Source organism: Streptomyces sp. TOM-9 (genome assembly GCF_056858595.1).
This window is the reverse complement of sequence record NZ_JBXEQB010000001.1, coordinates 3,151,824-3,172,763: the sequence shown is the minus strand read 5'-3', so window position 1 is coordinate 3,172,763 and position 20,940 is coordinate 3,151,824. Positions and strand designations below refer to the sequence as shown.

Annotated in this window: 23 protein-coding genes; 14 read left to right on the top strand and 9 right to left on the bottom strand. The window is 73.0% G+C overall.

Going from position 1 to position 20,940, the window contains the following annotated elements:
• Positions 1–41: 41 nt before the first annotated feature.
• On the top strand, positions 42–629 hold the full coding sequence (locus AC1VWI_RS14870) for a TIGR03086 family metal-binding protein (RefSeq protein ID WP_499511478.1): 588 nt from the start codon (positions 42–44) through the stop codon (positions 627–629).
• Here AC1VWI_RS14870 and AC1VWI_RS14865 read toward each other — a convergent pair.
• Positions 616–1,452: an undecaprenyl-diphosphate phosphatase gene (locus AC1VWI_RS14865; RefSeq protein ID WP_499511477.1), complete on the bottom strand. Its 837-nt coding sequence runs from the start codon at positions 1,450–1,452 to the stop codon at positions 616–618. The two genes, AC1VWI_RS14870 and AC1VWI_RS14865, sit on opposite strands and share 14 nt — an antisense overlap.
• Before the next feature lie 281 nt (positions 1,453–1,733).
• On the opposite strand from AC1VWI_RS14865, the gene AC1VWI_RS14860 reads away from it, so the two are divergent.
• The 10 genes from AC1VWI_RS14860 (at position 1,734) to AC1VWI_RS14815 (ending at position 11,169) form a co-directional block, all read left to right on the top strand.
• Entirely contained in the window at positions 1,734–2,018 is a 285-nt protein-coding gene (locus tag AC1VWI_RS14860) for an SPW repeat domain-containing protein (RefSeq protein ID WP_499511476.1), read from the top strand.
• A 227-nt stretch (positions 2,019–2,245) separates the two neighbouring features.
• Positions 2,246–3,340: a magnesium and cobalt transport protein CorA gene (locus AC1VWI_RS14855; RefSeq protein WP_499511475.1), complete on the top strand. Its 1,095-nt coding sequence runs from the start codon at positions 2,246–2,248 to the stop codon at positions 3,338–3,340.
• Positions 3,341–3,366: 26 nt separating this feature from the next.
• A complete protein-coding gene (locus AC1VWI_RS14850; RefSeq protein ID WP_499511474.1) occupies positions 3,367–4,542 on the top strand; it encodes an NAD(P)/FAD-dependent oxidoreductase in 1,176 nt (391 codons plus the stop codon).
• Positions 4,539–4,847: a (2Fe-2S)-binding protein gene (locus tag AC1VWI_RS14845; protein WP_499511473.1), complete on the top strand. Its 309-nt coding sequence runs from the start codon at positions 4,539–4,541 to the stop codon at positions 4,845–4,847. Before AC1VWI_RS14850 ends, AC1VWI_RS14845 begins: the two co-directional genes overlap by 4 nt.
• Before the next feature lie 679 nt (positions 4,848–5,526).
• A complete protein-coding gene (locus tag AC1VWI_RS14840; protein WP_499511472.1) occupies positions 5,527–6,861 on the top strand; it encodes an FAD-dependent oxidoreductase in 1,335 nt (444 codons plus the stop codon).
• Positions 6,858–7,757: a dihydrodipicolinate synthase family protein gene (locus AC1VWI_RS14835; protein ID WP_499511471.1), complete on the top strand. Its 900-nt coding sequence runs from the start codon at positions 6,858–6,860 to the stop codon at positions 7,755–7,757. The genes AC1VWI_RS14840 and AC1VWI_RS14835 overlap by 4 nt, the downstream gene beginning before the upstream one ends.
• 62 nt (positions 7,758–7,819) lie before the next feature.
• Positions 7,820–8,821 carry a proline racemase family protein gene (locus AC1VWI_RS14830; protein WP_499511470.1) on the top strand — a complete coding sequence of 334 codons (1,002 nt, stop codon included), beginning with the start codon at positions 7,820–7,822 and terminating at the stop codon, positions 8,819–8,821.
• Between the two features lie 58 nt (positions 8,822–8,879).
• Positions 8,880–9,551, top strand: coding sequence for a GntR family transcriptional regulator (locus tag AC1VWI_RS14825; RefSeq protein WP_499511469.1), 672 nt, complete (start codon positions 8,880–8,882; stop codon positions 9,549–9,551).
• Positions 9,548–10,246, top strand: a complete 699-nt coding sequence (locus AC1VWI_RS14820; RefSeq protein ID WP_499511468.1) for a (2Fe-2S)-binding protein — start codon at positions 9,548–9,550, stop codon at positions 10,244–10,246. The genes AC1VWI_RS14825 and AC1VWI_RS14820 overlap by 4 nt, the downstream gene beginning before the upstream one ends.
• Before the next feature lie 131 nt (positions 10,247–10,377).
• On the top strand, positions 10,378–11,169 hold the full coding sequence (locus tag AC1VWI_RS14815; RefSeq protein WP_499516812.1) for an SAM-dependent methyltransferase: 792 nt from the start codon (positions 10,378–10,380) through the stop codon (positions 11,167–11,169).
• Here the strand turns inward: AC1VWI_RS14815 and AC1VWI_RS14810 are convergent.
• Complete coding sequence (locus tag AC1VWI_RS14810) at positions 11,166–11,657, bottom strand: SRPBCC family protein (RefSeq protein WP_499511467.1); 492 nt, start codon at positions 11,655–11,657, stop codon at positions 11,166–11,168. The two genes, AC1VWI_RS14815 and AC1VWI_RS14810, sit on opposite strands and share 4 nt — an antisense overlap.
• 110 nt (positions 11,658–11,767) lie before the next feature.
• Here AC1VWI_RS14810 and AC1VWI_RS14805 point away from each other — a divergent pair, with 110 nt between their 5' ends.
• Positions 11,768–11,995, top strand: coding sequence for a hypothetical protein (locus tag AC1VWI_RS14805; protein ID WP_499511466.1), 228 nt, complete (start codon positions 11,768–11,770; stop codon positions 11,993–11,995).
• A 62-nt stretch (positions 11,996–12,057) separates the two neighbouring features.
• On the opposite strand, the gene AC1VWI_RS14800 is transcribed toward AC1VWI_RS14805, so the two are convergent.
• The 3 genes from AC1VWI_RS14800 to glnA form a co-directional block, all read right to left on the bottom strand.
• Complete coding sequence (locus AC1VWI_RS14800; RefSeq protein ID WP_499511465.1) at positions 12,058–12,426, bottom strand: hypothetical protein; 369 nt, start codon at positions 12,424–12,426, stop codon at positions 12,058–12,060.
• A gap of 145 nt (positions 12,427–12,571) precedes the next feature.
• Complete coding sequence (locus AC1VWI_RS14795; protein ID WP_499511464.1) at positions 12,572–13,066, bottom strand: hypothetical protein; 495 nt, start codon at positions 13,064–13,066, stop codon at positions 12,572–12,574.
• A 441-nt stretch (positions 13,067–13,507) separates the two neighbouring features.
• Positions 13,508–14,920, bottom strand: coding sequence for a type I glutamate--ammonia ligase (glnA, locus tag AC1VWI_RS14790; protein ID WP_499511463.1), 1,413 nt, complete (start codon positions 14,918–14,920; stop codon positions 13,508–13,510).
• Positions 14,921–15,119: 199 nt separating this feature from the next.
• On the opposite strand from glnA, the gene AC1VWI_RS14785 reads away from it, so the two are divergent.
• The gene (locus tag AC1VWI_RS14785) at positions 15,120–15,587 is read left to right on the top strand and encodes an RDD family protein (protein WP_499511462.1); all 468 of its coding nucleotides are present in this window, start codon (positions 15,120–15,122) and stop codon (positions 15,585–15,587) included.
• A 94-nt stretch (positions 15,588–15,681) separates the two neighbouring features.
• On the opposite strand, the gene AC1VWI_RS14780 is transcribed toward AC1VWI_RS14785, so the two are convergent.
• The 4 genes from AC1VWI_RS14780 to lipB form a co-directional block, all read right to left on the bottom strand.
• The gene (locus AC1VWI_RS14780) at positions 15,682–16,362 is read right to left on the bottom strand and encodes a DUF4191 domain-containing protein (protein ID WP_499511461.1); all 681 of its coding nucleotides are present in this window, start codon (positions 16,360–16,362) and stop codon (positions 15,682–15,684) included.
• A 79-nt stretch (positions 16,363–16,441) separates the two neighbouring features.
• Positions 16,442–16,675 (bottom strand): SCO2195 family GlnR-regulated protein, encoded by a 234-nt coding sequence (locus AC1VWI_RS14775; RefSeq protein ID WP_499516811.1) that lies wholly within the window; start codon positions 16,673–16,675, stop codon positions 16,442–16,444.
• A gap of 238 nt (positions 16,676–16,913) precedes the next feature.
• Positions 16,914–17,888 carry a lipoyl synthase gene (lipA, locus tag AC1VWI_RS14770; protein ID WP_499511460.1) on the bottom strand — a complete coding sequence of 325 codons (975 nt, stop codon included), beginning with the start codon at positions 17,886–17,888 and terminating at the stop codon, positions 16,914–16,916.
• Positions 17,889–17,927: 39 nt separating this feature from the next.
• Positions 17,928–18,734: a lipoyl(octanoyl) transferase LipB gene (gene lipB / locus AC1VWI_RS14765; RefSeq protein WP_499511459.1), complete on the bottom strand. Its 807-nt coding sequence runs from the start codon at positions 18,732–18,734 to the stop codon at positions 17,928–17,930.
• A gap of 356 nt (positions 18,735–19,090) precedes the next feature.
• Between lipB and AC1VWI_RS14760 the strand changes: the two genes are divergently transcribed.
• Positions 19,091–20,608, top strand: a complete 1,518-nt coding sequence (locus AC1VWI_RS14760; protein WP_499511458.1) for an NsdA family TPR-like regulatory protein — start codon at positions 19,091–19,093, stop codon at positions 20,606–20,608.
• The last annotated feature ends 332 nt before the right edge of the window (positions 20,609–20,940 follow it).

Sequence of the window (20,940 nt, the reverse complement as noted above, 5' to 3'; positions counted from 1 at the left end):
TGTTCAAGACCGGCCGCCGCCCCTGCGCGCAGCATGGCCGCATGACCGAACTGCACGCGTACATGATCGAAGCCGCGGGCGAGGCCGCCCGCGTCGCCCGCGGGGTGGGCGGCGACCCCGCCCGGCTCTCCGCCCCGACGCCCTGCGGGGAGTGGGACACCCGCACGCTGCTGAACCACTGGATCCTCTACACCTCGCACGGCCTGGAGCACCGCGCGCTGCGCAAGCCGCTGCCCGAGGAGCTCACGGCCCGCGACTTCACCGCCGGCCCGGACTGGGCCGGGGCGTACGCGGAGCAGCTGGACCGGGCCGTGGCGGCGTGGGCGGCGCCGGAGGCCTGGGAGGGGGAGGTCGACCTGGGCCATGGGTCGATGCCGGCCGCCGAGGTCGCCTCGATGGTCGTCAAGGAGCTCGCCGTCCACGGCTGGGACGTGGCCCGTGCCACCGGCCAGGAGTACCGCTGCGGCGAGGCCCTCGGCGCGTTCGTGCTGGCGGTCGTCGACCGGTACGCCGAGGTCTACCGCCGGTACGAAGGATTCGCCGCGCCCGTCACGCTGGCCGACCCCGCCGCGGCCACCGCCTTCGAGCGGGCCCTGGCCCTGTCGGGCCGTACGCCTACGCGGCGATGACCTCCGTGCCCAGCAGGCCGAAGAGGAGGACGCCGATCACGAGCCGGTAGATGATGAACGCGTTGAACGAGTGCTTGGCCACGAACTTCAGCAGCCAGGCGATCGACGCGTACGCGACGACGAAGGAGACGGCCGTCCCGACGACGAGCGGCGCCGTGTCCACCCCGGCGCCGAGCGCGTCCTTCAGCTCGTACAGACCGGCACCGGTCAGCGCGGGGATGCCCAGGAAGAAGGAGAGCCGCGTCGCGGCGACCCGGTCCAGGTCGAGGATGAGCGCGGTGGACATCGTCGCGCCGGAGCGGGAGAAGCCGGGGAAGAGCAGGGCGAGGATCTGCGAGGAGCCGACGAGCATGGCGTCCTTGAACGTGGTGTCGTCCTCGCCGCGCTTGTGGCGGCCCATCTGGTCGGCCGCCCACATCACGCCGCTGCCGACGATCAGCGAGCCCGCGACCACCCACAGTGAGGCCAGCGGCCCCTCGATGAGGGGCTTGGCCGCCAAGCCGACGACGACGATCGGGATCGTCGCGAAGATCACCCACCAGCCGAACTTGTAGTCGTGGTGGTACCGCTCCTCGCGGTTGGCGATGCCGGTGAACCACGCCTTGCAGATCCGGACGATGTCCTTGAAGAAGTAGACCAGCACGGCCGCGATGGCGCCGGACTGGATGACCGCGGAGAAGGCGACGACGGCCTTGTCGTCCACCGGGATGCCCATCAGGCCCTCGGTGATCTTCAGGTGGCCGGTGGACGAGATCGGGAGGAACTCGGTGACCCCCTCCACGACGCCGAGCACAGCTGCCTGACCGATACTGATGGCGCTCATGGGACCCATCTCTGCGGAGGACGTGGCATGCCCGGGCCTGCACCGGCCGGAGCCCTACGGAGTGTAAGAGAAGTCCCGCGCCCCCCGCGAACCAGGTCCGCCCCGACCGCACCCCCCGACCGCACCCCCCGACCGCACCCCCCGACCGGACGCCCTGGCAGGCGGTGACCTCGCGAACAGGGCGGTCGCGCGGGAGCACGGTCCGGCCGCCTGTCGCGCATGTCACATCACCGGCATCTCATGGGAAAAGGTGATGACGGTGATGTCTACCGTGAAAAGACGTGGAAGCACACAATGGCCTCTACTGTGCCATCTGCCCCTGGACGGTCCACTTCTCGGGCGCCCGTCCCGAACTGGCGCTCAACAACCCGGTCATCGGCATCGCCTCGCCCTGCTCGGGCTCTGCCTCGCCATGGCGCCGGCCAGGATGTACGGCCTCAGCCGGGCCATTCGCGGCCCTCGGCATCTGGATGATCATCTCGCCCTGGGGGGTGTCCACCACCGGCCCCGGCGCGGGGGCGATCGCCGACAAATGGCGGTCGGCGCGACACCCCCGCCATGTATAAGGAGGCGGCGGCGGTCGCACCGCCGCACCCCGCCGGGTCCCTCCCGCCGTGTGCCCTCACCGGCCGGAGGGGCCCGACGCGTGCGCGGGGGGCGGCGCGGGCCGGGAAACGGGGCGGGAAGCGGAGCGCCCCAAGGCCCCCACGGTGCAAGGACGGTGTGACGGAGGGCTCGAACAGGCCCGGTCGTGGGCAATACTGGCGGCCGCATGCCTGCGTAGGAGCCTTTCATGTCGATGATCAGCAATCTCCGCAAAGCCGTCCGCCTCACCCACGTACGCCAACGGCGTGTGGACCTCAGCCACCCGGCGCGTTCCCCGCTGGGCAGTTCGGTGGTGAACTGCGTGGTCTACATGGACGGACTGCGCCAGGACGACTGCGCCGCGTACGAGGCGATCGCCCGGGTCCGCAAGTCCGGCCGGGGCTTCGTGTGGATCGGGCTCCACGAGCCGTCGGAAGCGGAGTTCGCCGGTGTCGCGGAGCTGTTCGGGCTCCACCCGCTCGCCGTCGAGGACGCCGTACACGCCCAGCAGCGGCCCAAGCTGGAGCAGTACGGGGACACCCTGTTCACCGTCCTCAAGACCGCCCGCTACGTCGAGCACGACCGGCTCACCGCCACCAGCGAGGTCGTGGAGACCGGCGACGTCATGGTCTTCACCGGGCCCGACTTCGTCATCACGGTGCGCCACGGCGGCCACGGCTCGCTCGGCCCGCTCCGGGAGGGCCTGGAGACGGTCCCCGACCAGCTCGCCAAGGGGCCGGCCGCCGTCCTGCACGCGATAACCGACCACGTCGTCGACCAGTACCTCGCCGTCACCTCCGCGGTCCACGCGGACATCGAGCAGGTCGAGACCGACGTCTTCTCCGACCACCGCGGCCGCGGCACCGACGCCGGCCGGATCTACCAGCTCAAGCGCGAACTGCTGGAGCTCAAGCGGGCCGTGGCCCCGCTCGGCCGCCCCCTCCAGCGGCTCGCCGAGGAGCCCCTGCCCGGCATCGAGGCCGACCTGCGGACCTACTTCCGCGACGCCGCCGACCACCTCGCCCGCGCCACCGAGCAGGTCACCTCCTTCGACGACCTGCTCAACTCGATCCTCCAGGCCAACATCGCGCAGGTGTCCATGGCCCAGAACGAGGACATGCGCAAGATCAGCGCCTGGGTCGCCATCCTCGCCGTCCCCACCATGATCTGCGGCCTGTACGGCATGAACTTCGAGCACATGCCGGAACTGCGCTGGACCTACGGCTATCCGCTCGCCGTGGGCGTGATGGTCGTCGCCTGCTTCGTCATCCACCGCGGATTCCGGCGCAACGGCTGGTTGTGAGTAGTGCTGTGTGACATATTACCGGCGTGAGCAAGCCGACGAGCTGCGATGTCGTGGTCGTCGGCGCCGGGATGGTGGGCGCGGCCTGCGCCCTCCACGCCGCGGCGGCCGGGCTCCGCACCGTCCTCGTGGACCGCGGGCCGGTGGCCGGCGGCACCACCGGGGCCGGCGAGGGCAATCTGCTGGTCTCCGACAAGGAGCCGGGTCCGGAGCTCGGACTCGCCCTGCTCTCCGCCCGGCTGTGGCAGGAATTGACGGAACGTCACAATCTGGGCGCGACCGCCGAGTACGAGGCCAAGGGCGGGCTCGTCGTGGCGTCCGGCGCGGAAGGACTGCGCGCACTGGAGGACTTCGCCGCCGCCCAGCGGCGCAGCGGCGTCCAGGCGGTGCCCGTCCCGGCGGACGGGCTGCGCGAGCTCGAACCCCACCTGGCGAACGGCCTCGCCGGGGGTGTGCACTACCCCCAGGACGCCCAGGTGCAGCCCGCGCTCGCCGCCGCCCGGCTCGTCCACGCCGCCCGCGACCTGGGAGCGCAGGCGCGGCTCGGGACCACGGTGACGGCGGTGCTCCGCGCGCCGGACGGCGCCGTGCGCGGGGTCCGCACCGACCGGGGCGACATCCACGCCCCGGCCGTCGTCAACGCCGCGGGCACCTGGGGCGGCGAGGTGGCCGCCCTCGCCGGGGTGCGGCTGCCCGTGCTGCCGCGACGGGGCTTCGTCCTGGTCACCGAGCCCCTGCCGGCGCGCACCGTCCGCCACAAGGTGTACGCGGCCGACTACGTCGCCGACGTCGCCAGCGACTCCGCCGCCCTGCAGACCTCCGCCGTCGTCGAGGCCACCGCCGCCGGCCCCGTGCTCATCGGAGCCAGCCGCGAACGCGTCGGCTTCGACCGCACCTTCTCGCTGCCCGTCGCCCGCCGCCTCGCCGCCCAGGCCCTGGCCCTGTTCCCGGTGCTCCGGGACGTCGCGACACTGCGCGCGTACACCGGCTTCCGGCCCTACCTGCCGGACCACCTCCCCGCGATCGGCCCCGACCCCCGCGTCCCCGGACTCCACCACGCCTGCGGCCACGAGGGCGCCGGCATCGGACTCGCCCCGGCCACCGGCCACTTGATCGCGCAGTGCCTCACCGGGGCCCGCCCCGAACTCGACCTCACCCCCTTCCGCCCCGACCGCTTCCCCGCCGAGGAGGCCACCCCGTGAGCCGTCGCAGCCCCCTGCGCCTGGCCCGCGCCGCACCGGGCCCGGGCTTCACCTTCACCTTCGCGGGGCGCGACATCCCCGCCCACCCCGGCCAGACCGTCGCCGCCGCCCTCTGGTCGGCCGGCGTCCTGTCCTGGCGCACCACCCGCGTCGACGGCGCCCCGCGCGGCGTCTTCTGCGGCATCGGCGTCTGCTTCGACTGCCTCCTCACGGTCAACGGCCGCCCGGGGCAGCGGGCTTGCGTCACCGTCGCCCACCCCGGCGACGTCGTCACCCCGCAGGTGGGCACGGGGGAGCTGCCGTGAGCGCCCGCGTCGCGGTTGCGGTCGCCTTCGTCCTGGTGCGGGCGGCGGGGCTGCGGTGCGTCCTTGGTGGATCGGGCGCGGGGGGTTGGCCGTCCCCGGGGTGTAGCCGTCCGGCGGGCGGGCGTGCGGGTGCTGCCGGGGGTGTCCGTGTCGGGGCTGCGGCTGCCTTCGTCCTGGTGCGGGCGGCGGGGCTGCGGTGCGTCCTTGGTGGATCGGGCGCGGGGGGTTGGCCGTCCCCGGGGTGTAGCCGTCCGGCGGGCGGGCGTGCGGGTGCTGCCGGGGGTGTCCGCGGTGCCGCCCCGGCGCGGTGGCGGGCGCCGGCGAAGGCGCGCGGGCAGCGGGATCCTCGGGAGGGGACGGCGGGTCCCGCCGCGGGCCGGCCCCGTCCGTCGGTGACGGCGGCGACGTCGCCTGCCACGGCCGAGCCGTCCGCCCGGCACTCGACCGGCCGTGACGCCGGCAGGTCGGCCGGGACGATCGGGGCGAGCAGCACCCCCGCCGGCGTCGGTGCCGTGGGGGCGACCGGGCTGCTGCGCGGCGTGCCGAGGCGCAGGCCGGACTCGCCGGACGGTGCCGGAGCGGCCGGAGGGGGACGGCCGGGGCTCGTACGGGGCTTGTCCGCGCCCCCGGGGGTGGTCCGCGGGGGGCGCCCCGGACCGGGCCCGCGGGGGAGGCGGGCGTGAGCGGGGACAGGTACGAGCTGGCCGTCGTGGGGGCAGGGCCGGCGGGGATCGCGGCGGCGCTGGCGGCCGCGGACGCGGGCGTACGGGTCGCCCTGGTCGACGCCGCGCTCCAGGCGGGCGGGCAGTTCTACCGGCAGCCCGCGCCGGGACTCCGGGCGCGCAGGACCCGGGCCCTGCACCACGCGTGGCGCACCTGGCGGGGGCTGCACGGGCGACTGGAGGCCCACCTCGCCACGGGCCGCGTCACCCACCTGCCGCAGCGCCAGGTCTGGTGCATGGAGCCGGGGTTCACCCTCCACACGCTCGAGGCGGGCGCGATCCGGGCGGACGCGGTGGTCCTCGCGACCGGGGGCTACGAGAAGGTGCTGCCGTTCCCCGGCTGGACGCTGCCCGGGGTCGTCACGGCGGGCGGCGCGCAGGCCATGCTCAAGGGCGGCCTGGTGCTCCCCGGCCGTACGGTCGTCGTCGCCGGGACGGGGCCGCTGCTGCTGCCGGTCGCGGCGGGCCTCGCGGCGGCCGGGGCGCGCGTCGCGGCGCTCGCCGAGGCCGCCGACCCGCGTGACCTGCTGCGGCACGCCACCGCCGTACCCCTCGGCAAGGCCGTTGAGGGTGCCGCCTACGCCGTCCGGCTCGCCCGGCACGGGATCCGCGTGCGCTGGCGGCACACGGTCGTCGCCGCCCACGGCGAGGACCGCGTCGAGGCGGTCACCCTCGCCGGGCCCGACGGCACACGGCGCCGCGTCGCCTGCGATGCCCTCGCCGTCGGCCACGGGCTGTTGCCGCACACCGACCTGGCGGACTCCTTCGAGGTGGACGCGGAACAGCGCACCCCCACCCCCGGCGTCTGGGCCGCGGGCGAGGTGACCGGCGTCGGCGGCGCGGAGCTCGCGCTGGCCGAGGGGGAGATCGCCGGCCGCTCCGCCGCCGCCCGGCTGCGCGGCACCGAGCCCCGCCACGCCACGTGGGCCGCGGCCGCCCGCCGCCGCGAGCGGCTGCGGAGGTTCGCCGCCGTGCTCGACGCCGTCTACCGGCTCCCCGGCGACTGGGCGGAGTCCACCGTCACCGACGACACCCTGCTGTGCCGCTGCGAGGAGGTGCCCGCCGCCGCCGTCCGCGAGGCCGTCCGCGACCTCGGCGCCGGCGACCTGCGTACCGTCAAGCTGCTCACCCGCGCCGGGATGGGCTGGTGCCAGGGCCGCGTCTGCGGCCCCGGCGTCGCTGCCGTCGCCGGTTGCCCCTTCACCGACCCCGGGCGGTCCCTCGCCCGGCCCGTGCCGCTCGGCCTGCTGGCCGGCGGGACGGAAGAAGAGGAAGAGAGGGAACGGCCATGAACACCACCCCCGACCGCCCGTGGCGCGGCGTGCTCGTCGCCACAGCCCTGCCGCTGCGCGCAGGTGACCTGTCCGTCGACTACGAGGCCTACGCGGCCCACTGCGCCTGGCTGGTGGCGAACGGCTGCGACGGCGTCGTGCCCAACGGCTCCCTCGGCGAGTACCAGGTCCTGACCCCTGCCGAGCGCGCGCGGGTCGTGGAGACGGCCGTCGCCGCGATCGGCGGCGAGCGCGTCGTACCGGGCGTCGCCGCGTACGGCTCGGGCGAGGCGCGCCGCTGGGCCGAGCACGCCGCCGACGCCGGCTGCTCGGCCGTGATGCTGCTGCCGCCCAACGCCTACCGTGCGGACGAGCGTTCCGTGCACGCCCACTACGCCGAGGTCGCGCGGGCGGGGCTGCCGGTCGTCGCGTACAACAACCCCTACGACACCAAGGTCGACCTGACCCCGCGCCTGCTCGCGGAGCTGCACGACGCGGGCCACATCCAGGCCGTGAAGGAGTTCAGCGGCGACGTGCGCCGCGCCTGGGAACTGGCCGAGCTCGCCCCGGAACTCGACCTCGTGGTCGGCGCGGACGACGTCCTGCTCGAACTGGCCACCGCGGGCGCCAAGGGCTGGGTGGCGGGCTACCCCAACGCCCTGCCCCGCGCCTGCGGCGAGCTCTTCCGCGCCGCGGTCGCCGGGGACACCGCGACCGCGCTGCCGCTCTACCGGGCGCTGCACCCGCTGCTGCGCTGGGACTCCCGGACGGAGTTCGTCCAGGCCATCAAGGTGTCGATGGACCTCACCGGCCGGTACGGCGGCCCCTGCCGCCCGCCGCGCATGCCGCTGCTGCCGGAGCAGGAGAAGGAGGTCAGGGCCGCCACCGAGGCCGCGATCGCCGCAGGCCTCGCCTGACCGGGCTCCGGCCCCGCCCAGCCGGGCTCCGGCCCCCCGACCCACGAGGAGGACACACCCCCATGCGCAGCAAACTCGTCCTGCACGCGGTGGACTCCCACACCGAGGGCATGCCCACCCGCGTCGTCACCGGCGGCATCGGCACGGTCCCCGGCGCCACCATGAACGAACGCCGCCTCCACTTCCGCGACCACCTCGACCACATACGGCACCTGCTGATGGACGAGCCGCGCGGCCACGCGGCGATGAGCGGGGCGATCCTGCAGCCGCCGACCCGTCCGGACGCCGACTACGGCGTGATCTACATCGAGGTCTCCGGCTACCTCCCGATGTGCGGGCACGGCACGATCGGCGTGGCGACCGTCCTCGTCGAGACCGGCATGATGCCGGTGACCGAGCCCGTCACCACGGTCCGCCTGGACACCCCGGCGGGCCTGGTCGTCGCGGAGGTCGCCGTCGAGGGCGGCGCGGCGACCGCCGTGACCCTGCGCAACGTCCCCTCGTTCTGCGTCGCGCTGGACCGCAAGGCCGTCCTCGCCGACGGCCGTACGGTCACGTACGACCTCGCCTACGGGGGGAACTTCTACGCGATCCTGCCCCTGGACGCCTTCGGCCTGCCCTTCGACCGCTCCCGCAAGGACGACATCCTCGCCGCGGGCCTGGCGCTGATGGACGCGATCAACGCCGAGGACCCGCCCGTCCACCCGGAGGACCCCACCATCCGCGGCTGCAAGCACGTCCAGTTGCTGGCGCCCGGCTCCACGGCCGTCCGTTCGCGGCACGCCATGGCCATCCACCCGGGCTGGTTCGACCGTTCACCCTGCGGCACCGGCACGAGCGCGCGCATGGCCCAGCTGCACGCCCGCGGCGAACTGCCCCTGCACCAGGACTTCGTGAACGAGTCCTTCATCGGCACGCACTTCACCGGCCGGCTCACCGGCACCGCCGAGGTGGCCGGTCTGCCCGCCGTGCTTCCGTCCGTCACGGGCCGCGCCTGGATCACCGGCACCGCCCAGTACCTGCTGGACCCGGCCGACCCGTTCCCCTCCGGATTCGTCCTCTAGCCGTCCGGGCACCGATACTGGTCGCATACATGCCACGTCGCCGAGGAGGAGCCACCGCATGGCAGCGCACGACGGCCCCGCCCTGCCCGCCCTCGGCGGGCAGCGCACCGGCAGTTACCGCGAGCTCGTCGCGGACGCCCTGCGCGCGGCGCTGGTCGCCGGGGAGCTCCGCCCCGGCGAGGTGCACTCGGTGCCCGCGCTGGCGACCCGCTTCGGCATCTCCGCCACGCCCGTCCGCGAGGCGCTGCTGGACCTGGCCAAGGAGGGGCTGCTCGACCCGGTGCCCAACAAGGGCTTCCGGGTGACCGCGGTGTCCGAGCGGCAGCTCGACGAGTACACCCACATCCGCTCGCTCATCGAGGTCCCGACCGTCACCGGCCTCGCCTCCACCGCCGACGCCACGGCGCTGGAGGCGCTGCGCCCGGCCGCCGAGGAGATCGTCACCGCCGCCGCGGCCGGCGACCTCATCGCCTACGTGGAGGCCGACCGCCGCTTCCACCTCGGGCTGCTCGCGCTCGCCGGCAACGAGCACCTGGTCGAGGTCGTCGGCGACCTGCGCAAGCGCTCCCGGCTGTACGGCCTCACGGCGCTCGCCGAGCGTGGCCTGCTGCGGGCCTCCGCCGAGGAGCACCTGGAGCTGCTGGACGCCCTCCTGGCCCGCGACGGCGCGGCCGTACAGGCCGTCATGACCCGGCACCTCGGGCACGTCAGGGGCCTGTGGGCGCGATGACCGGCGCAGGCGCCGTGGGACCGGGACCGTTCTTCACCGTGCGCACCGGGCCGGGGGAGCCGCGGGCCGAGGGCTTCGTGCCGCTGGCGCAGGTGTACGCCGGGCGGCCGTCGCCCGCGCTCACCGGCCGGGTGGCGGAGGTCGGGCGGCGCCTGCGCACCTCCGAGCGGCGCGTCGCCGCCTCGCTGGCCCACCAGGGGCTGGCCGCACGGCTGTGGTCCGTCGCGCTCGGCCCGGCGGCGCTGACCGGCCGCATGCCCGACCTGTCCGGCGGACGCCTGTGGTGGCACCCCGGCCGGTCCACCCCGGACGAGCTGTGGCTGCCGGACGACGCCCCGGAGGTGCCCGCGGGGCGGCTGCGCGAGGACGTCCTCCACGGCCACCTCGTGCCCCTCTGCGCGGCCGTGCACGCGGTGTCGGGCGTCGCGCCCGGACTGCTGTGGGGCAACGCCGCCTCGGCCCTCGCCGGCACCCTGCGGGTGCTGCACTCCTGGTGCCTGGGCGAGGGCGCGCGGCCCGACGCGGCCGCCCGCGCCGTCGCGCTGGCGGAGGAACTGACGGCGGACCCGCTGCTGTGCGACGCCGGCGACCTGCGGCTCACCGGGGCCGGCGCGCCCGCCTACGCACGCCGCAGCTGCTGCCTGTACTACCGCGTGCCCGGCGGCGGACTGTGCGGGGACTGCGCGCTGCGCTGAGGGCCAGAAGGCCTTCGTCCGGCCCCTCGACCAGGAACTATCCTCGTGGGCAGAGAAGTTGATGATGTGAAAAGCTGTCGTCAGCGGTGCCGGGTCAGGGCCCGGACGGCCGCCGAGAGGAGCGCAGCGTGATGGAGAACGGTTTCCGCGCCGAGGAGATCGACACCGGCAGGCCGCACCCCGCGCGGATCTACGACTACCTGCTGGGCGGCAAGGACAACTACGAGGTGGACCGCACGGCCGCCGACGCGCTCGCCGCCGCCGCGCCCGAGGTGAGGATCGGCGTCCGCGCCAACCGGGCCTTCATGCGCCGCGCCGTCCGGCACGTGGTCGGCAGCGGCGTCCGCCAGGTCCTCGACATCGGCACCGGCCTGCCCACCTCCCCCAACGTGCACGAGATCGCCCAAGAGGTGGCGCCGGACGTCCGCATCGCCTACGTCGACAACGACCCGATCGTGAACACGCACGCCAACGCCCTGCTCAGCCGCTCGGGCGCCACCAGCGTCGTGCTCGCCGACCTGCGCGACCCGCGGGCCGTCCTGGAGCACCCCGACGTCCGCCGGGTCATCGACTTCGACGAACCCGTCGCCCTGCTCCTCGTCGCCGTCCTCCACTTCCTCACCGACGCGGAGAAGCCCGCGGAGATCGTCGCCACCCTGCGCGACGCGCTCCCGGCCGGCAGCTACGTGGTGCTCTCGCACGCCACCGGCGACTTCGCCGACCGCAGCGACGCCCAGGCCGTCTACAACAACGCCACCGCCACCTTGAACCTCCGCTCCCGCTCCGAGGTCGAGCGGTTCTTCGACGGCTTCGAGCTGGAGGACCCGGGCCTCGTCCAGGTCCCCTTCTGGCGCCCCGACGCCCCGGTCCCGCCCCGCTCCGCCGAGATCGGCTTCTACGGCGGCGTGGCCCGCCGCGGTTAGCCTCCGGCGGGCCGGTCCAGACGTGCCGTGAGGACCCGGGCCCTGGCCTGCTGGACCGCCCCCGCCTGGGAGGCGGCGAAGCGCAGCAGGCCGGGCGGCGTGCGCAGGTGCAGGGTGTCGGTGACGAGGCTGCCGGCCCCGTCGCGGTCGATGGCGAAGCGGTAGCCCATGCGGACCCGCGCGGGGCTGCGCACCTCGCCGGAGATCTCGGCGGAGTGCGGCAGGCGGTCCGGGACGGCGACGAGCGTGACGTCGATGACGTTGTCGTGCCGCAGCAGGCCGAGGAAGCGGAACCGCTCCACGGCCGTGTACCGCACGGTCCCGCCGCTGCGGCGCACGTCGCGGACGTCGACCAGGAGCGGCGACAGGCCGATGTAGTGCGACGGCTCCGCGAGGTGCGCGAAGACCTCCTCCGGCGGCGCGGCTATCCGGAAGGTGTGCTTCAGTTCGGCGGACGGCATCCCGGACCCCTCCTCGACACGGCGCACGGCACGGCGATCCTCCCACCGCGCAGCCCCGTACGCGCCCCACTCGGCACCCGGTACCGCGAAAGCCTCGGCCGGCTCCGGGATGGGAGGATCCTCCCGGAGGGGCGCGTATGGACATGTTCGAACTGATGGCGTGGCTGGCCGAGCGCGGAGTCACGACCGTGTTCAAGGCCGACGGCGAGCGCATGGTCGAGCACAGGAGGGCATGGATGGTCATCATCAGCGGTGGACCGCTCGGCGAGGACTCCTTCTTCCGCGCGGACATGGCCACGGCAGATGCCTGCCTTGACGCGTTGCTCGCCCACCTGGAGAGCAAGGGAATGTCGCCGTTCGCATGACCGGCCGCGCGGTCCGCCGTCGCCGCCGGATGCGAACCATGTGCACGACAGACGCCCACGGCCTAGAGCTGACCCCGCCACCATGGCGCGTCCGGGCTGTCAGCCGGGATGACCTTGGCCCTTGCCAGGATCTTCTCATCGAGGGCCCGCACGAGGGCGCGCAGCTCACGCGCGCTCTTCCCGGGCAGTGCGTGGAGCACGGCTTCGAGGAGTTCGCGGAAGCCGTCGCCGTAACAGCCGCACTCAAAGATGCCGCAATCAGGACCGGCGAGGGGGTCCACAAGTTGTCTGAGGGGGCCATGGGCAAAGGCCTGCCAGTGCCAGAACGCTTCTTCCACGGCTTCGGGCCGGAAACGTGTCCGCTCCAGCCGACGCAGGTCGGCGGTGCAAGATCCTGAAAGACGATCAATGAACGGGTAGCGTCGCCGCATCCAAGGGCGGACGGGAAGGTCGCCCCGCAGGGCTGACGGGCGCCTACGCGGCATTGCCCTTTCGGTTGTCGGTCACGGGGGGCACGGTATAGAACCACGTGTCGGGTGGCCACCGCGTTTTCCCGCCCTGCGACCTGTCGGACACTCAGCCGGTGCGGCTCTCCCTGTCTTGTCTCTCCGAGGCGGGCAGCATTGCGTCCAAAGCCGCTCGAGCCTCGGCAATCCGGTGGCGCCACTCCTCGGCGTTCAGTGCCGCGGTGTCCCACTCGACCACCGGTTCCGTGCCGGTGATGCAGTAGCCGTATACCTGGTGGGCCACCTGGTCGGTGAGGAGCTCGTCGTAGTGGAACGTCCCCTCGAAAGCTGCCCAGGCTACGGCCCGCGTGTCTGCGCAGACCCGTTGAAGTACTGCTCGCGTGTACCCGCGCAGATCGAGCGAGGTGTCATCGAAGTCGATGTCGTACGACACCAGACCGAGCCGCTCGATGGCTTCGGGTTGCTCCAGCAGAGGGAACGGCAAGAAGGCGTCAGGGACCATTCCGGCGAGGTGAAAAGCCTCCTCCGGCAACGGCGTGTTGCCGGCGCCGATCACGAACACGTTCACTGAGACCGGGCCCCGCCAGGACAGCAGGTCACGCATCCCACCCGCCATCGTCCTTCGCCCCTTGTCCTCTGACCGCCTCCTGCCAGGAGAGTGGCACGGCCCGTGATGGTGACGCTCTCGATTAGACGCTGAGGGTGGCTGCGCGATATCGATGAAGGAGCCCTGGACCGCGGTCGGTTCTGCTGTCCCGACATGGTGCAGATCGGTAAGCGAGGTCACGACGTCGGCTTGTGCGGACCCTCCCAGAGGAAGACATCCACACAATCACCGTCGTCCACAGCCCCGAACGAGACTTCGACGACCGCACCGTAGCGCGTAGGGCGGAGGAGCGGCTTCGGGACCTCGAAGACGTCGGCCTTGCTCCGGCGGCACGAACGCGCGGGGCCGTCGACCGCGTCTTCCGGATGAGGAAGGACGCAGGCGACGGCCCCGGTACGGCCCCGGAGGGGGATGCAGGTGCTGTGACCTGATGCGTTCTTAGATGTCGAAGTAGAGCTCGAACTCGTGCGGGTGCGGGCGCAGCGCGATCGGCGCGATCTCGTTGGTCCGCTTGTAGTCGATCCAGGTCTCGATCAGGTCGGAGGTGAAGACCCCGCCCTGGAGGAGGAACTCGTGGTCGGCCTCGAGGGACTCCAGGACCGCCGACAGCGAGGTCGGGACCTGCGGGACGCCCGCGTGCTCCTCGGGGGCGAGCTCGTACAGGTCCTTGTCGACGGGCTCGGCCGGCTCGATCTTGTTCTTGATGCCGTCGAGGCCGGCCAGCAGCAGCGCCGAGAAGGCCAGGTACGGGTTGCCGGAGGAGTCCGGGGCGCGGAACTCGATGCGCTTGGCCTTGGGGTTCGCACCCGTGATCGGGATGCGGATGGCCGCGGAGCGGTTGCGCTGCGAGTAGACCAGGTTGACCGGGGCCTCGAAGCCGGGGACCAGGCGGTGGTAGGAGTTCACCGTGGGGTTGGTGAAGGCCAGCAGCGCCGGGGCGTGCTTGAGGATGCCGCCGATGTAGTAGCGGGCGGTGTCGGACAGGCCCGCGTAGCCCTGCTCGTCGTAGAACAGCGGGGCGCCGTTGGTCCACAGCGACTGGTGGACGTGCATGCCGGAGCCGTTGTCACCGAAGATCGGCTTGGGCATGAAGGTCGCGGTCTTGCCGGCACGCCAGGCGACGTTCTTCACGATGTACTTGAAGAGCATCAGGTCGTCGGCCGCAGCGAGCAGCGTGTTGAACTTGTAGTTGATCTCGGCCTGGCCGGCGGTGCCCACCTCGTGGTGCTGGCGCTCGACCTGCAGGCCGGACTTGATCAGCTCCAGGGTGATCTCGGCGCGCAGGTCGGCGAAGTGGTCGACCGGCGGGACCGGGAAGTAGCCGCCCTTGTACTTGACCTTGTAGCCGCGGTTGTCCTGCTCCGCACCGCTGTTCCAGGCGCCGGCCTCGGAGTCGATGTGGTAGAAGGACTGGTTCGCGCTGGTCTCGAAGCGGGCGCTGTCGAAGACGTAGAACTCGGCCTCGGGGCCGAAGTACGCGGTGTCGGCGATGCCGGAGGAGGCGAGGTAGGCCTCGGCCTTCTTCGCCACGTTCCGCGGGTCACGGCTGTACTGCTCGCCGGTGATCGGGTCGTGGATGAAGAAGTTGACGTTGAGCGTGGAGTCCTTGCGGAACGGGTCCAGCTTGGCCGTGGACAGGTCCGCGATCAGCGCCATGTCGGACTCGTGGATGGCCTGGAAGCCGCGGATCGAGGAGCCGTCGAACATCAGCTGCTCGTCCGGGTCGAAGGACTCGACCGGGACCGTGAAGTGCTGCATCACACCGGGCAGGTCGCAGAACCGGACGTCCACGAACTTGACGTCGTTGTCCGAGATGAACTTCTTCACCTCGTCGGCGTTTTGGAACGACATCCAACTCCTCCTTGGCCCGGCCCGGGAGGCCGGATTGCAGCTCATGGGTGCGACCAGTGCGGTGGCGCACGTTGGTGCCGACCATAGAGATCGGGCATTTCCCTCTCGTGACCCATTTGTTTCTTGCAGGTTAACCGAGCCGCCGCACGGGTGCCGGGTCGGACGCGGGCGCCCCGGGGCGGGGGGTTACCGTGGAGGCGTGGACAACAGGGATGTCATCGGATCGTGGATCGAGGGCCCGAAGGCCGCCGCGGAGCGGATGGGCGTCGACTTCGGCTACCGCGGGCAGCGCCTCGGGCTGCCGGAGGAGGGCCCCGGCTCGATCGCCCCGGTCGGGCGGCGCGTCGCTGCCCTCTTCATCGACTGGGGCCTGTGCGCGGTGATCGCATACGGGCTGATCGCGCACCGTGAGGCGGCCGCGGCCAATCCGTGGACCACGGTGGTCTTCGGCCTCATGAGCGTGCTGCTGCTGGGCACCATCGGCACCACCCCGGGCAAGCGCCTGCTGCGGCTGCGCGTGGTCCGGCAGGACGGCGGGCGGCTGGGCATGGGCGCCGCGGCGCTGCGGACGCTGCTGCTCCTGCTGGTCATCCCGGCGGTGGTCTGGGACCGCGACACCCGCGGCATGCACGACCGGGCCGTGAAGGCGGTCCAGATCCGGATGTGACCGCGGCTGCGGACGTGACCGCGGCGCACACCACGCGAAGTGCCCCGGACGAATCGATTCGTCCGGGGCACTTCGCGTTCCGTTTCGTATGCGATCAGCGGCCCTTCGGCATCCGCATCCCCTTGGGGAGCGGGCCCTTCGGCACCGGCATGTTGCTCATCAGGTCGCCCAGTGCCCGCAGCCGGTCGTTGACCTCGGTGACCTTGGGGCCGGGCAGGACCCGCGGGAGCTTCAGCAGGGTGGTGCGGATCTTCTTCAGCGGCACCTGGCCCTCGTCGTTGCCCACGACGAAGTCGGTGACCGGGACGTCGACGACGATGCGCGCCATCTTCTTCTTCTCGGAGGCCAGCAGGCCCTTCAGCCGGTTCGGGTTGCCCTCGCCGACCAGGACGATGCCGGCCTTGCCGACCGCGCGGTGCACGACGTCCTGGCTACGTGTCATCGCCACCGCGGGCGTCACCGACCAGCCGCGGCCGACGTTGTCCAGCACCGCCGCCGCGGCGCCGGGCTGTCCGTCGAGCTGGCCGAACGCGGCCTTCTCGGCACGCCGCCCGAAGATGACCGCCATCGCCAGCAGGGCCAGCAGGAAGCCCAGGATGCCCGCGTAGATCTCGTGACCGATCAAGAAGCCGATGGCGAGGATGACACCGAAGGTGACGATTCCCACAGCCGCAAGGACGAGACCGACCTTGGAGTCGACACGCCTGGTCATCTTGTAGGTCTGGGCGATCTGCTTGAGGCGCCCAGGGTTGCTCTCGGATGTTTCCCTCGCCATGCCGCACAGGATACGTGGCCCGCGCGTCCCGGGCCCCACCGGAGGGGGTCCGGTTTTCGCCCGGAGGCTCTGCGGGGGTCTAGAGGACGTCGCCGCGCGGGGCGCGCGAGGAGACCAGGGCGTCCATCACGTGCTGGGCGTCGCGGCGGTCCTTGGCGCGCTTGCGGTCCTCCAGGACGGCGGACCAGGCGTTGCGGCGGGCCGTCTCCTCCGCGCCACGGAACAGGAAGTACTCCACGGCGCGCAGCGCGCCGGCGGCGGCGCCGGGGATGGTGGTGCTCTGGCGGTGGAGGTGTGCGGCCTCGGCCTGCATGGTGGTGTCCCCCTCAGGACGGCTCAGACGCGGGTGGATGTTCCGCTTATCCAGAGTCACCACATTGTGTTACCAGTCCGTGACCGGTCGGTCAAACCGTCGTGAAACCCCGGCGGTGGCTTTGCGCCGTTCTCCGCGGACGTACCGCACGTCAGGGACGCGTCAGGGGCCCCCGCGGGGGCCCCTGACGTGACGAACCGCACGTTCCGGCGGTGATCCGGAGGTCACCGCAGCGTGATCAGACCGCCTGTGCGGCGACGACCTCGCCGCGCTCGCCGCGGCGCTCGACGGCCTGCTGGAAGAGCCGGCCGGCCCGGTACGAGGAACGCACGAGCGGGCCCGACATGACACCGGCGAAGCCGATCTCCTCGGCCTCCTCCTTCAGCTCCACGAACTCGTGGGGCTTCACCCAGCGCTCCACCGGGTGGTGCCGCAGGCTCGGGCGCAGGTACTGGGTGATGGTGATCAGCTCGCAGCCCGCGTCGTGCAGGTCCTGCAGCGCCTGGCTGACCTCGGCGCGCTCCTCGCCCATGCCGAGGATGAGGTTGGACTTGGTCACCAGGCCCGCCTCGCGCGCCTTGGTGATGACCTCCAGCGACCGCTCGTAGCGGAAGCCGGGGCGGATGCGCTTGAAGATCCGCGGCACGGTCTCCACGTTGTGGGCCAGCACCTCGGGGCGGGCGCCGAAGACCTCGGCGAGCTGCTCGGGCACCGCGTTGAAGTCGGGGATCAGCAGCTCGACCTTGGTGCGGCCGTCGGCCCGCTCGGCGGTCATGGCGTGGATCTGCCGCACGGTCTCGGCGTACAGCCAGGCGCCGCCGTCCTCCAGGTCGTCGCGGGCGACGCCGGTGATGGTGGCGTAGTTCAGGTCCATGGTGACGACGGACTCGCCGACGCGGCGCGGCTCGTCGCGGTCGAGGGCCTGCGGCTTGCCGGTGTCGATCTGGCAGAAGTCGCAGCGCCGGGTGCACTGGTCGCCGCCGATGAGGAAGGTGGCCTCGCGGTCCTCCCAGCACTCGAAGATGTTGGGGCAGCCCGCCTCCTGGCACACCGTGTGCAGACCTTCGCGCTTCACCAGGCCGTGCAGCTCGGTGTACGCGGGACCCATCTTGGCCCGGGTCTTGATCCACTCGGGCTTGCGCTCGATGGGGGTCTGGCTGTTGCGGACCTCCAGACGCAGCATCTTGCGGCCTTCAGGTGCGACAGCGGACACGTCCGACTCCCTCTCGCGGCTTCATTTCCTTGGTGAACATCAGCGTACGCCTGTGGATTCCTGGACGGCCCGGGGGAGCGGCTCGGCCGACTCCAGGACCAGCCGCAGGTGCTTCTCGACCACCGGGAGGACCTCGGCGACCGTGACCTCGCGGCCGAGCTCGTTGCTGAGCGAGGCCACCCCGGCGTCCCGGATGCCGCACGGCACGATCCGGTCGAACCAGGTGTTGTCGGGGTTGCAGTTGATCGCGAAGCCGTGCATCGTCACGCCCTTCGCGACGCGGATGCCGATGGCGGCGAGCTTGCGGTCCTCTCGGCGCTGGCCGGCGTTGGACGGGGCGTACTCGGGGCCCGAGAGGCGGGGGTCGAACTCGTCGTCCTGCAGCCGGGGGTCGAAGTCCAGGGTCAGCCCCGGGATCACCGGCGGCCGGTCCTCGATCGGGTCGCCCAGCACCCACACGCCGCTGCGGCCCTCCACCCGGGTGGTCTCCAGGCCGAACTCGGCGCACGCGTTGATCAGCGCCTCCTCCAGGCGGCGCACGTGCGCGACCACGTCCACCGGGCGCGGCAGCTTCAGGATGGGGTAGCCGACCAGCTGGCCCGGCCCGTGCCAGGTGATCTTGCCGCCGCGGTCGACGTCCACCACGGGGGTGCCGTCCAGCGGACGCTCGCTGTCCTCGGTGCGGCGGCCCGCGGTGTAGACCGGCGGGTGCTCCAGCAGCAGGCACGTGTCGGGGATCTCGTCGGCGAAGCGTGCGGCGTGCACGCGACGCTGCTCCTCCCACGCCTCCAGGTACTCCACCGCGTCCTCGCCGAAGCCCAGGTGGACGAAGCGCAGGTCACTCACGGCCGCTCCCTTTGTGGTCCTTTGCGGCGCCCCTCCACGAGTCAGGAGCGCCCCCGCAACTGTACGTCCGGTGAGGTGGTGTCCTGCACGGGGCCGGGGGCTTAGCACCCGACGAAGGGCAAAGGAAGCGTTCTGCCGATATGTGGGTGCAGATTCACCCGATACAGCGAATGCGAGGCGCTCGGGTGGTGAGTGAGTCGATACAGAACGTTACATTCGCGCCGTTCTGCGGATGGCTCCGAGGGCCGCGGGCGGTGAACACCGCTCCGGACGCCCGCGGCGCCGCGCACCCGCGCAGCCGGACACCCGCAACTCCGCACGCCCGCACGCCCGGAAGGCAGGGGACCGCACCACTGATGTCCGACCGTTCCTCGCAGCGCCCCCCGAACCGTCAACTGGCCGCCCTGATCGCCGAAGCCGGGTTCTCCAACGCCGGGCTCGCCCGTCGGGTGGACCAGCTCGGCATCGAGCACGGTCTGGATCTGCGGTACGACAAGACCTCCGTCACCCGGTGGCTGCGCGGCCAGCAGCCCCGGGGCACGACGCCCGCACTCATCGCCGAGGTCTTCACCCGGCGGCTCGGCCGGCGGCTGTCCGCCCACGACCTCGGCCTCGACGCCGTCGCCCCGGTCTACGCGGGACTGGAGTACGCCTCCTCCCCGGAGGAGGCCGTGGAGATCATCTCCGGGCTGTGGCGGAAGGACACCGGGAACCAGGCCGACCTCCGCAAGATCGCGTTCACCCCCGCGGGACTGGTGGTCCCCAGCCGTGACTGGCTGATCGGCCGGGCGGACGACCGGGTGGGGCGCGGCCCCGAGCCGGGCACCGGCCCCGCCGGTCCCGGCCACGGCGGCGGTCCGGGGGCGGCGCGGCTGCCGGCGCAGCGCGCGGGGGGCGGGTCGCGCGGGGCGCCCGCACCGGTCGCGGTCGCCGCGCCCGCGGTCTTCGGGGGCACCGGTCAGCGGGTCGGCGTGGGGGACATCGCCGCCCTGCGCTCCGTCGGCGAGCTCTTCCGCACCCTCGACAACGCCTACGGCGGCGGCCACGCGCGGCAGGCCCTCGTCCGCTACCTCGAGCACGAGGCCGAACCCATGCTGCGCGGCACCTACGGGGAGACCATGGGGCGCCGCCTGTTCGCGGCGGTCGCCGACCTCACCCGGCTCGCGGGGTGGACCTCGTACGACATCGGCGCACACGGGCTCGCCCAGCGGTACTTCGTGCAGGCGCTGCGGCTCGCACAGGCCGCCGGGGACCGGGTCTACGGGGGGTACGTCCTCGTCACGATGAGCCGCCAGGCGGTCTACCTCGGGCACGGCCGCGAGGCCGTCCAGCTGGCGCGGGTCGCCCAGCAGGGCGCCGCCGGCGGTGCCCCGCCGGTCGTGCAGGCGCTCTTCCACGCCGCCGAGGCACGCGGCCACGGGCTGCTCGGCGAGGTCCGCGCCTGCACGGCGGCACTGGTGCGGGCCGAACGCGCCCTGGAGGCGGTCAGGAACGGCGACGACGTCCCGTCCTGGGCGCGCTTCTTCGACGAGGCCCAGCTCGCGGACGAGTTCGGCCACTGCCACCGCGACCTCGGCCAGTACCGCGCGGCCTCGCAGCACGCCGAACGCTCGCTGCAACTGCGCGGCCACGCGTACGCACGCAGCCGCGTCTTCTGCCGCACGGTGCTGGCCGCCGCGCGCCTCGGCCTCGGCGAGGTCGACGCCGCCTGCGCCCTCGGCGCGGAGGCCATGCAGGCCGCGGTCGAGATGCGCTCGCTCCGCGCCGTCGAGTACGTCCGCGACTTCAGCCGCCGCCTCGAAACCCACCGCGACGCCGCCCCCGTCCGCGCCTTCCACGACCGCGCCGCCGCGCTGGGCGTCCCGGCAGGGTGACACCGGTCGGCGGCGCGGGGAGGATGCCGCCGCCGAGGTCCGGCCCTGACGGGTTCCCGCCCCGGCGCGGTTCGCGGGGTTCCGCCGTGGTGCGGCGCCGGCGCGTGGGGTACGGGTTCCGGCGGTCGCAGGGGGTCCTGTGCCGGCCCGGTGCGGTCCGTGGACCAGCGGGGGGAGCCCGCTGGCCTCAGGTGCCCCGGCCCAGGCTGCCGGGTGCACCGGACGGCGCCGCGACCGGAGGGCGGCGCGCCCATGGGGCCGGAGAGCCGGGGGGCCGGCGAGCGCCACTGCGCCGGGTGTCTCGCGTGGAGAGGGAGCCCCGGGGGTGCCGG

What these genes read in the sequence shown, in the direction of transcription:
- AC1VWI_RS14825 (WP_499511469.1), top strand. Translation starts at nt 8,880, where the DNA reads ATGGCAGCGCACGACGGCCCCGCCCTGCCCGCCCTCGGCGGGCAGCGC.
- AC1VWI_RS14805 (WP_499511466.1), top strand. Translation starts at nt 11,768, where the DNA reads ATGGACATGTTCGAACTGATGGCGTGGCTGGCCGAGCGCGGAGTCACG.
- AC1VWI_RS14870 (WP_499511478.1), top strand. Translation starts at nt 42, where the DNA reads ATGACCGAACTGCACGCGTACATGATCGAAGCCGCGGGCGAGGCCGCC.
- AC1VWI_RS14795 (WP_499511464.1), bottom strand. Translation starts at nt 13,066, where the DNA reads ATGCGTGACCTGCTGTCCTGGCGGGGCCCGGTCTCAGTGAACGTGTTC.
- glnA (WP_499511463.1), bottom strand. Translation starts at nt 14,920, where the DNA reads ATGTCGTTCCAAAACGCCGACGAGGTGAAGAAGTTCATCTCGGACAAC.
- AC1VWI_RS14865 (WP_499511477.1), bottom strand. Translation starts at nt 1,452, where the DNA reads ATGAGCGCCATCAGTATCGGTCAGGCAGCTGTGCTCGGCGTCGTGGAG.
- AC1VWI_RS14835 (WP_499511471.1), top strand. Translation starts at nt 6,858, where the DNA reads ATGAACACCACCCCCGACCGCCCGTGGCGCGGCGTGCTCGTCGCCACA.
- AC1VWI_RS14780 (WP_499511461.1), bottom strand. Translation starts at nt 16,362, where the DNA reads ATGGCGAGGGAAACATCCGAGAGCAACCCTGGGCGCCTCAAGCAGATC.
- AC1VWI_RS14855 (WP_499511475.1), top strand. Translation starts at nt 2,246, where the DNA reads ATGTCGATGATCAGCAATCTCCGCAAAGCCGTCCGCCTCACCCACGTA.
- AC1VWI_RS14760 (WP_499511458.1), top strand. Translation starts at nt 19,091, where the DNA reads ATGTCCGACCGTTCCTCGCAGCGCCCCCCGAACCGTCAACTGGCCGCC.
- AC1VWI_RS14815 (WP_499516812.1), top strand. Translation starts at nt 10,378, where the DNA reads ATGGAGAACGGTTTCCGCGCCGAGGAGATCGACACCGGCAGGCCGCAC.
- AC1VWI_RS14800 (WP_499511465.1), bottom strand. Translation starts at nt 12,426, where the DNA reads ATGCGGCGACGCTACCCGTTCATTGATCGTCTTTCAGGATCTTGCACC.
- AC1VWI_RS14830 (WP_499511470.1), top strand. Translation starts at nt 7,820, where the DNA reads ATGCGCAGCAAACTCGTCCTGCACGCGGTGGACTCCCACACCGAGGGC.
- AC1VWI_RS14775 (WP_499516811.1), bottom strand. Translation starts at nt 16,675, where the DNA reads ATGCAGGCCGAGGCCGCACACCTCCACCGCCAGAGCACCACCATCCCC.
- AC1VWI_RS14820 (WP_499511468.1), top strand. Translation starts at nt 9,548, where the DNA reads ATGACCGGCGCAGGCGCCGTGGGACCGGGACCGTTCTTCACCGTGCGC.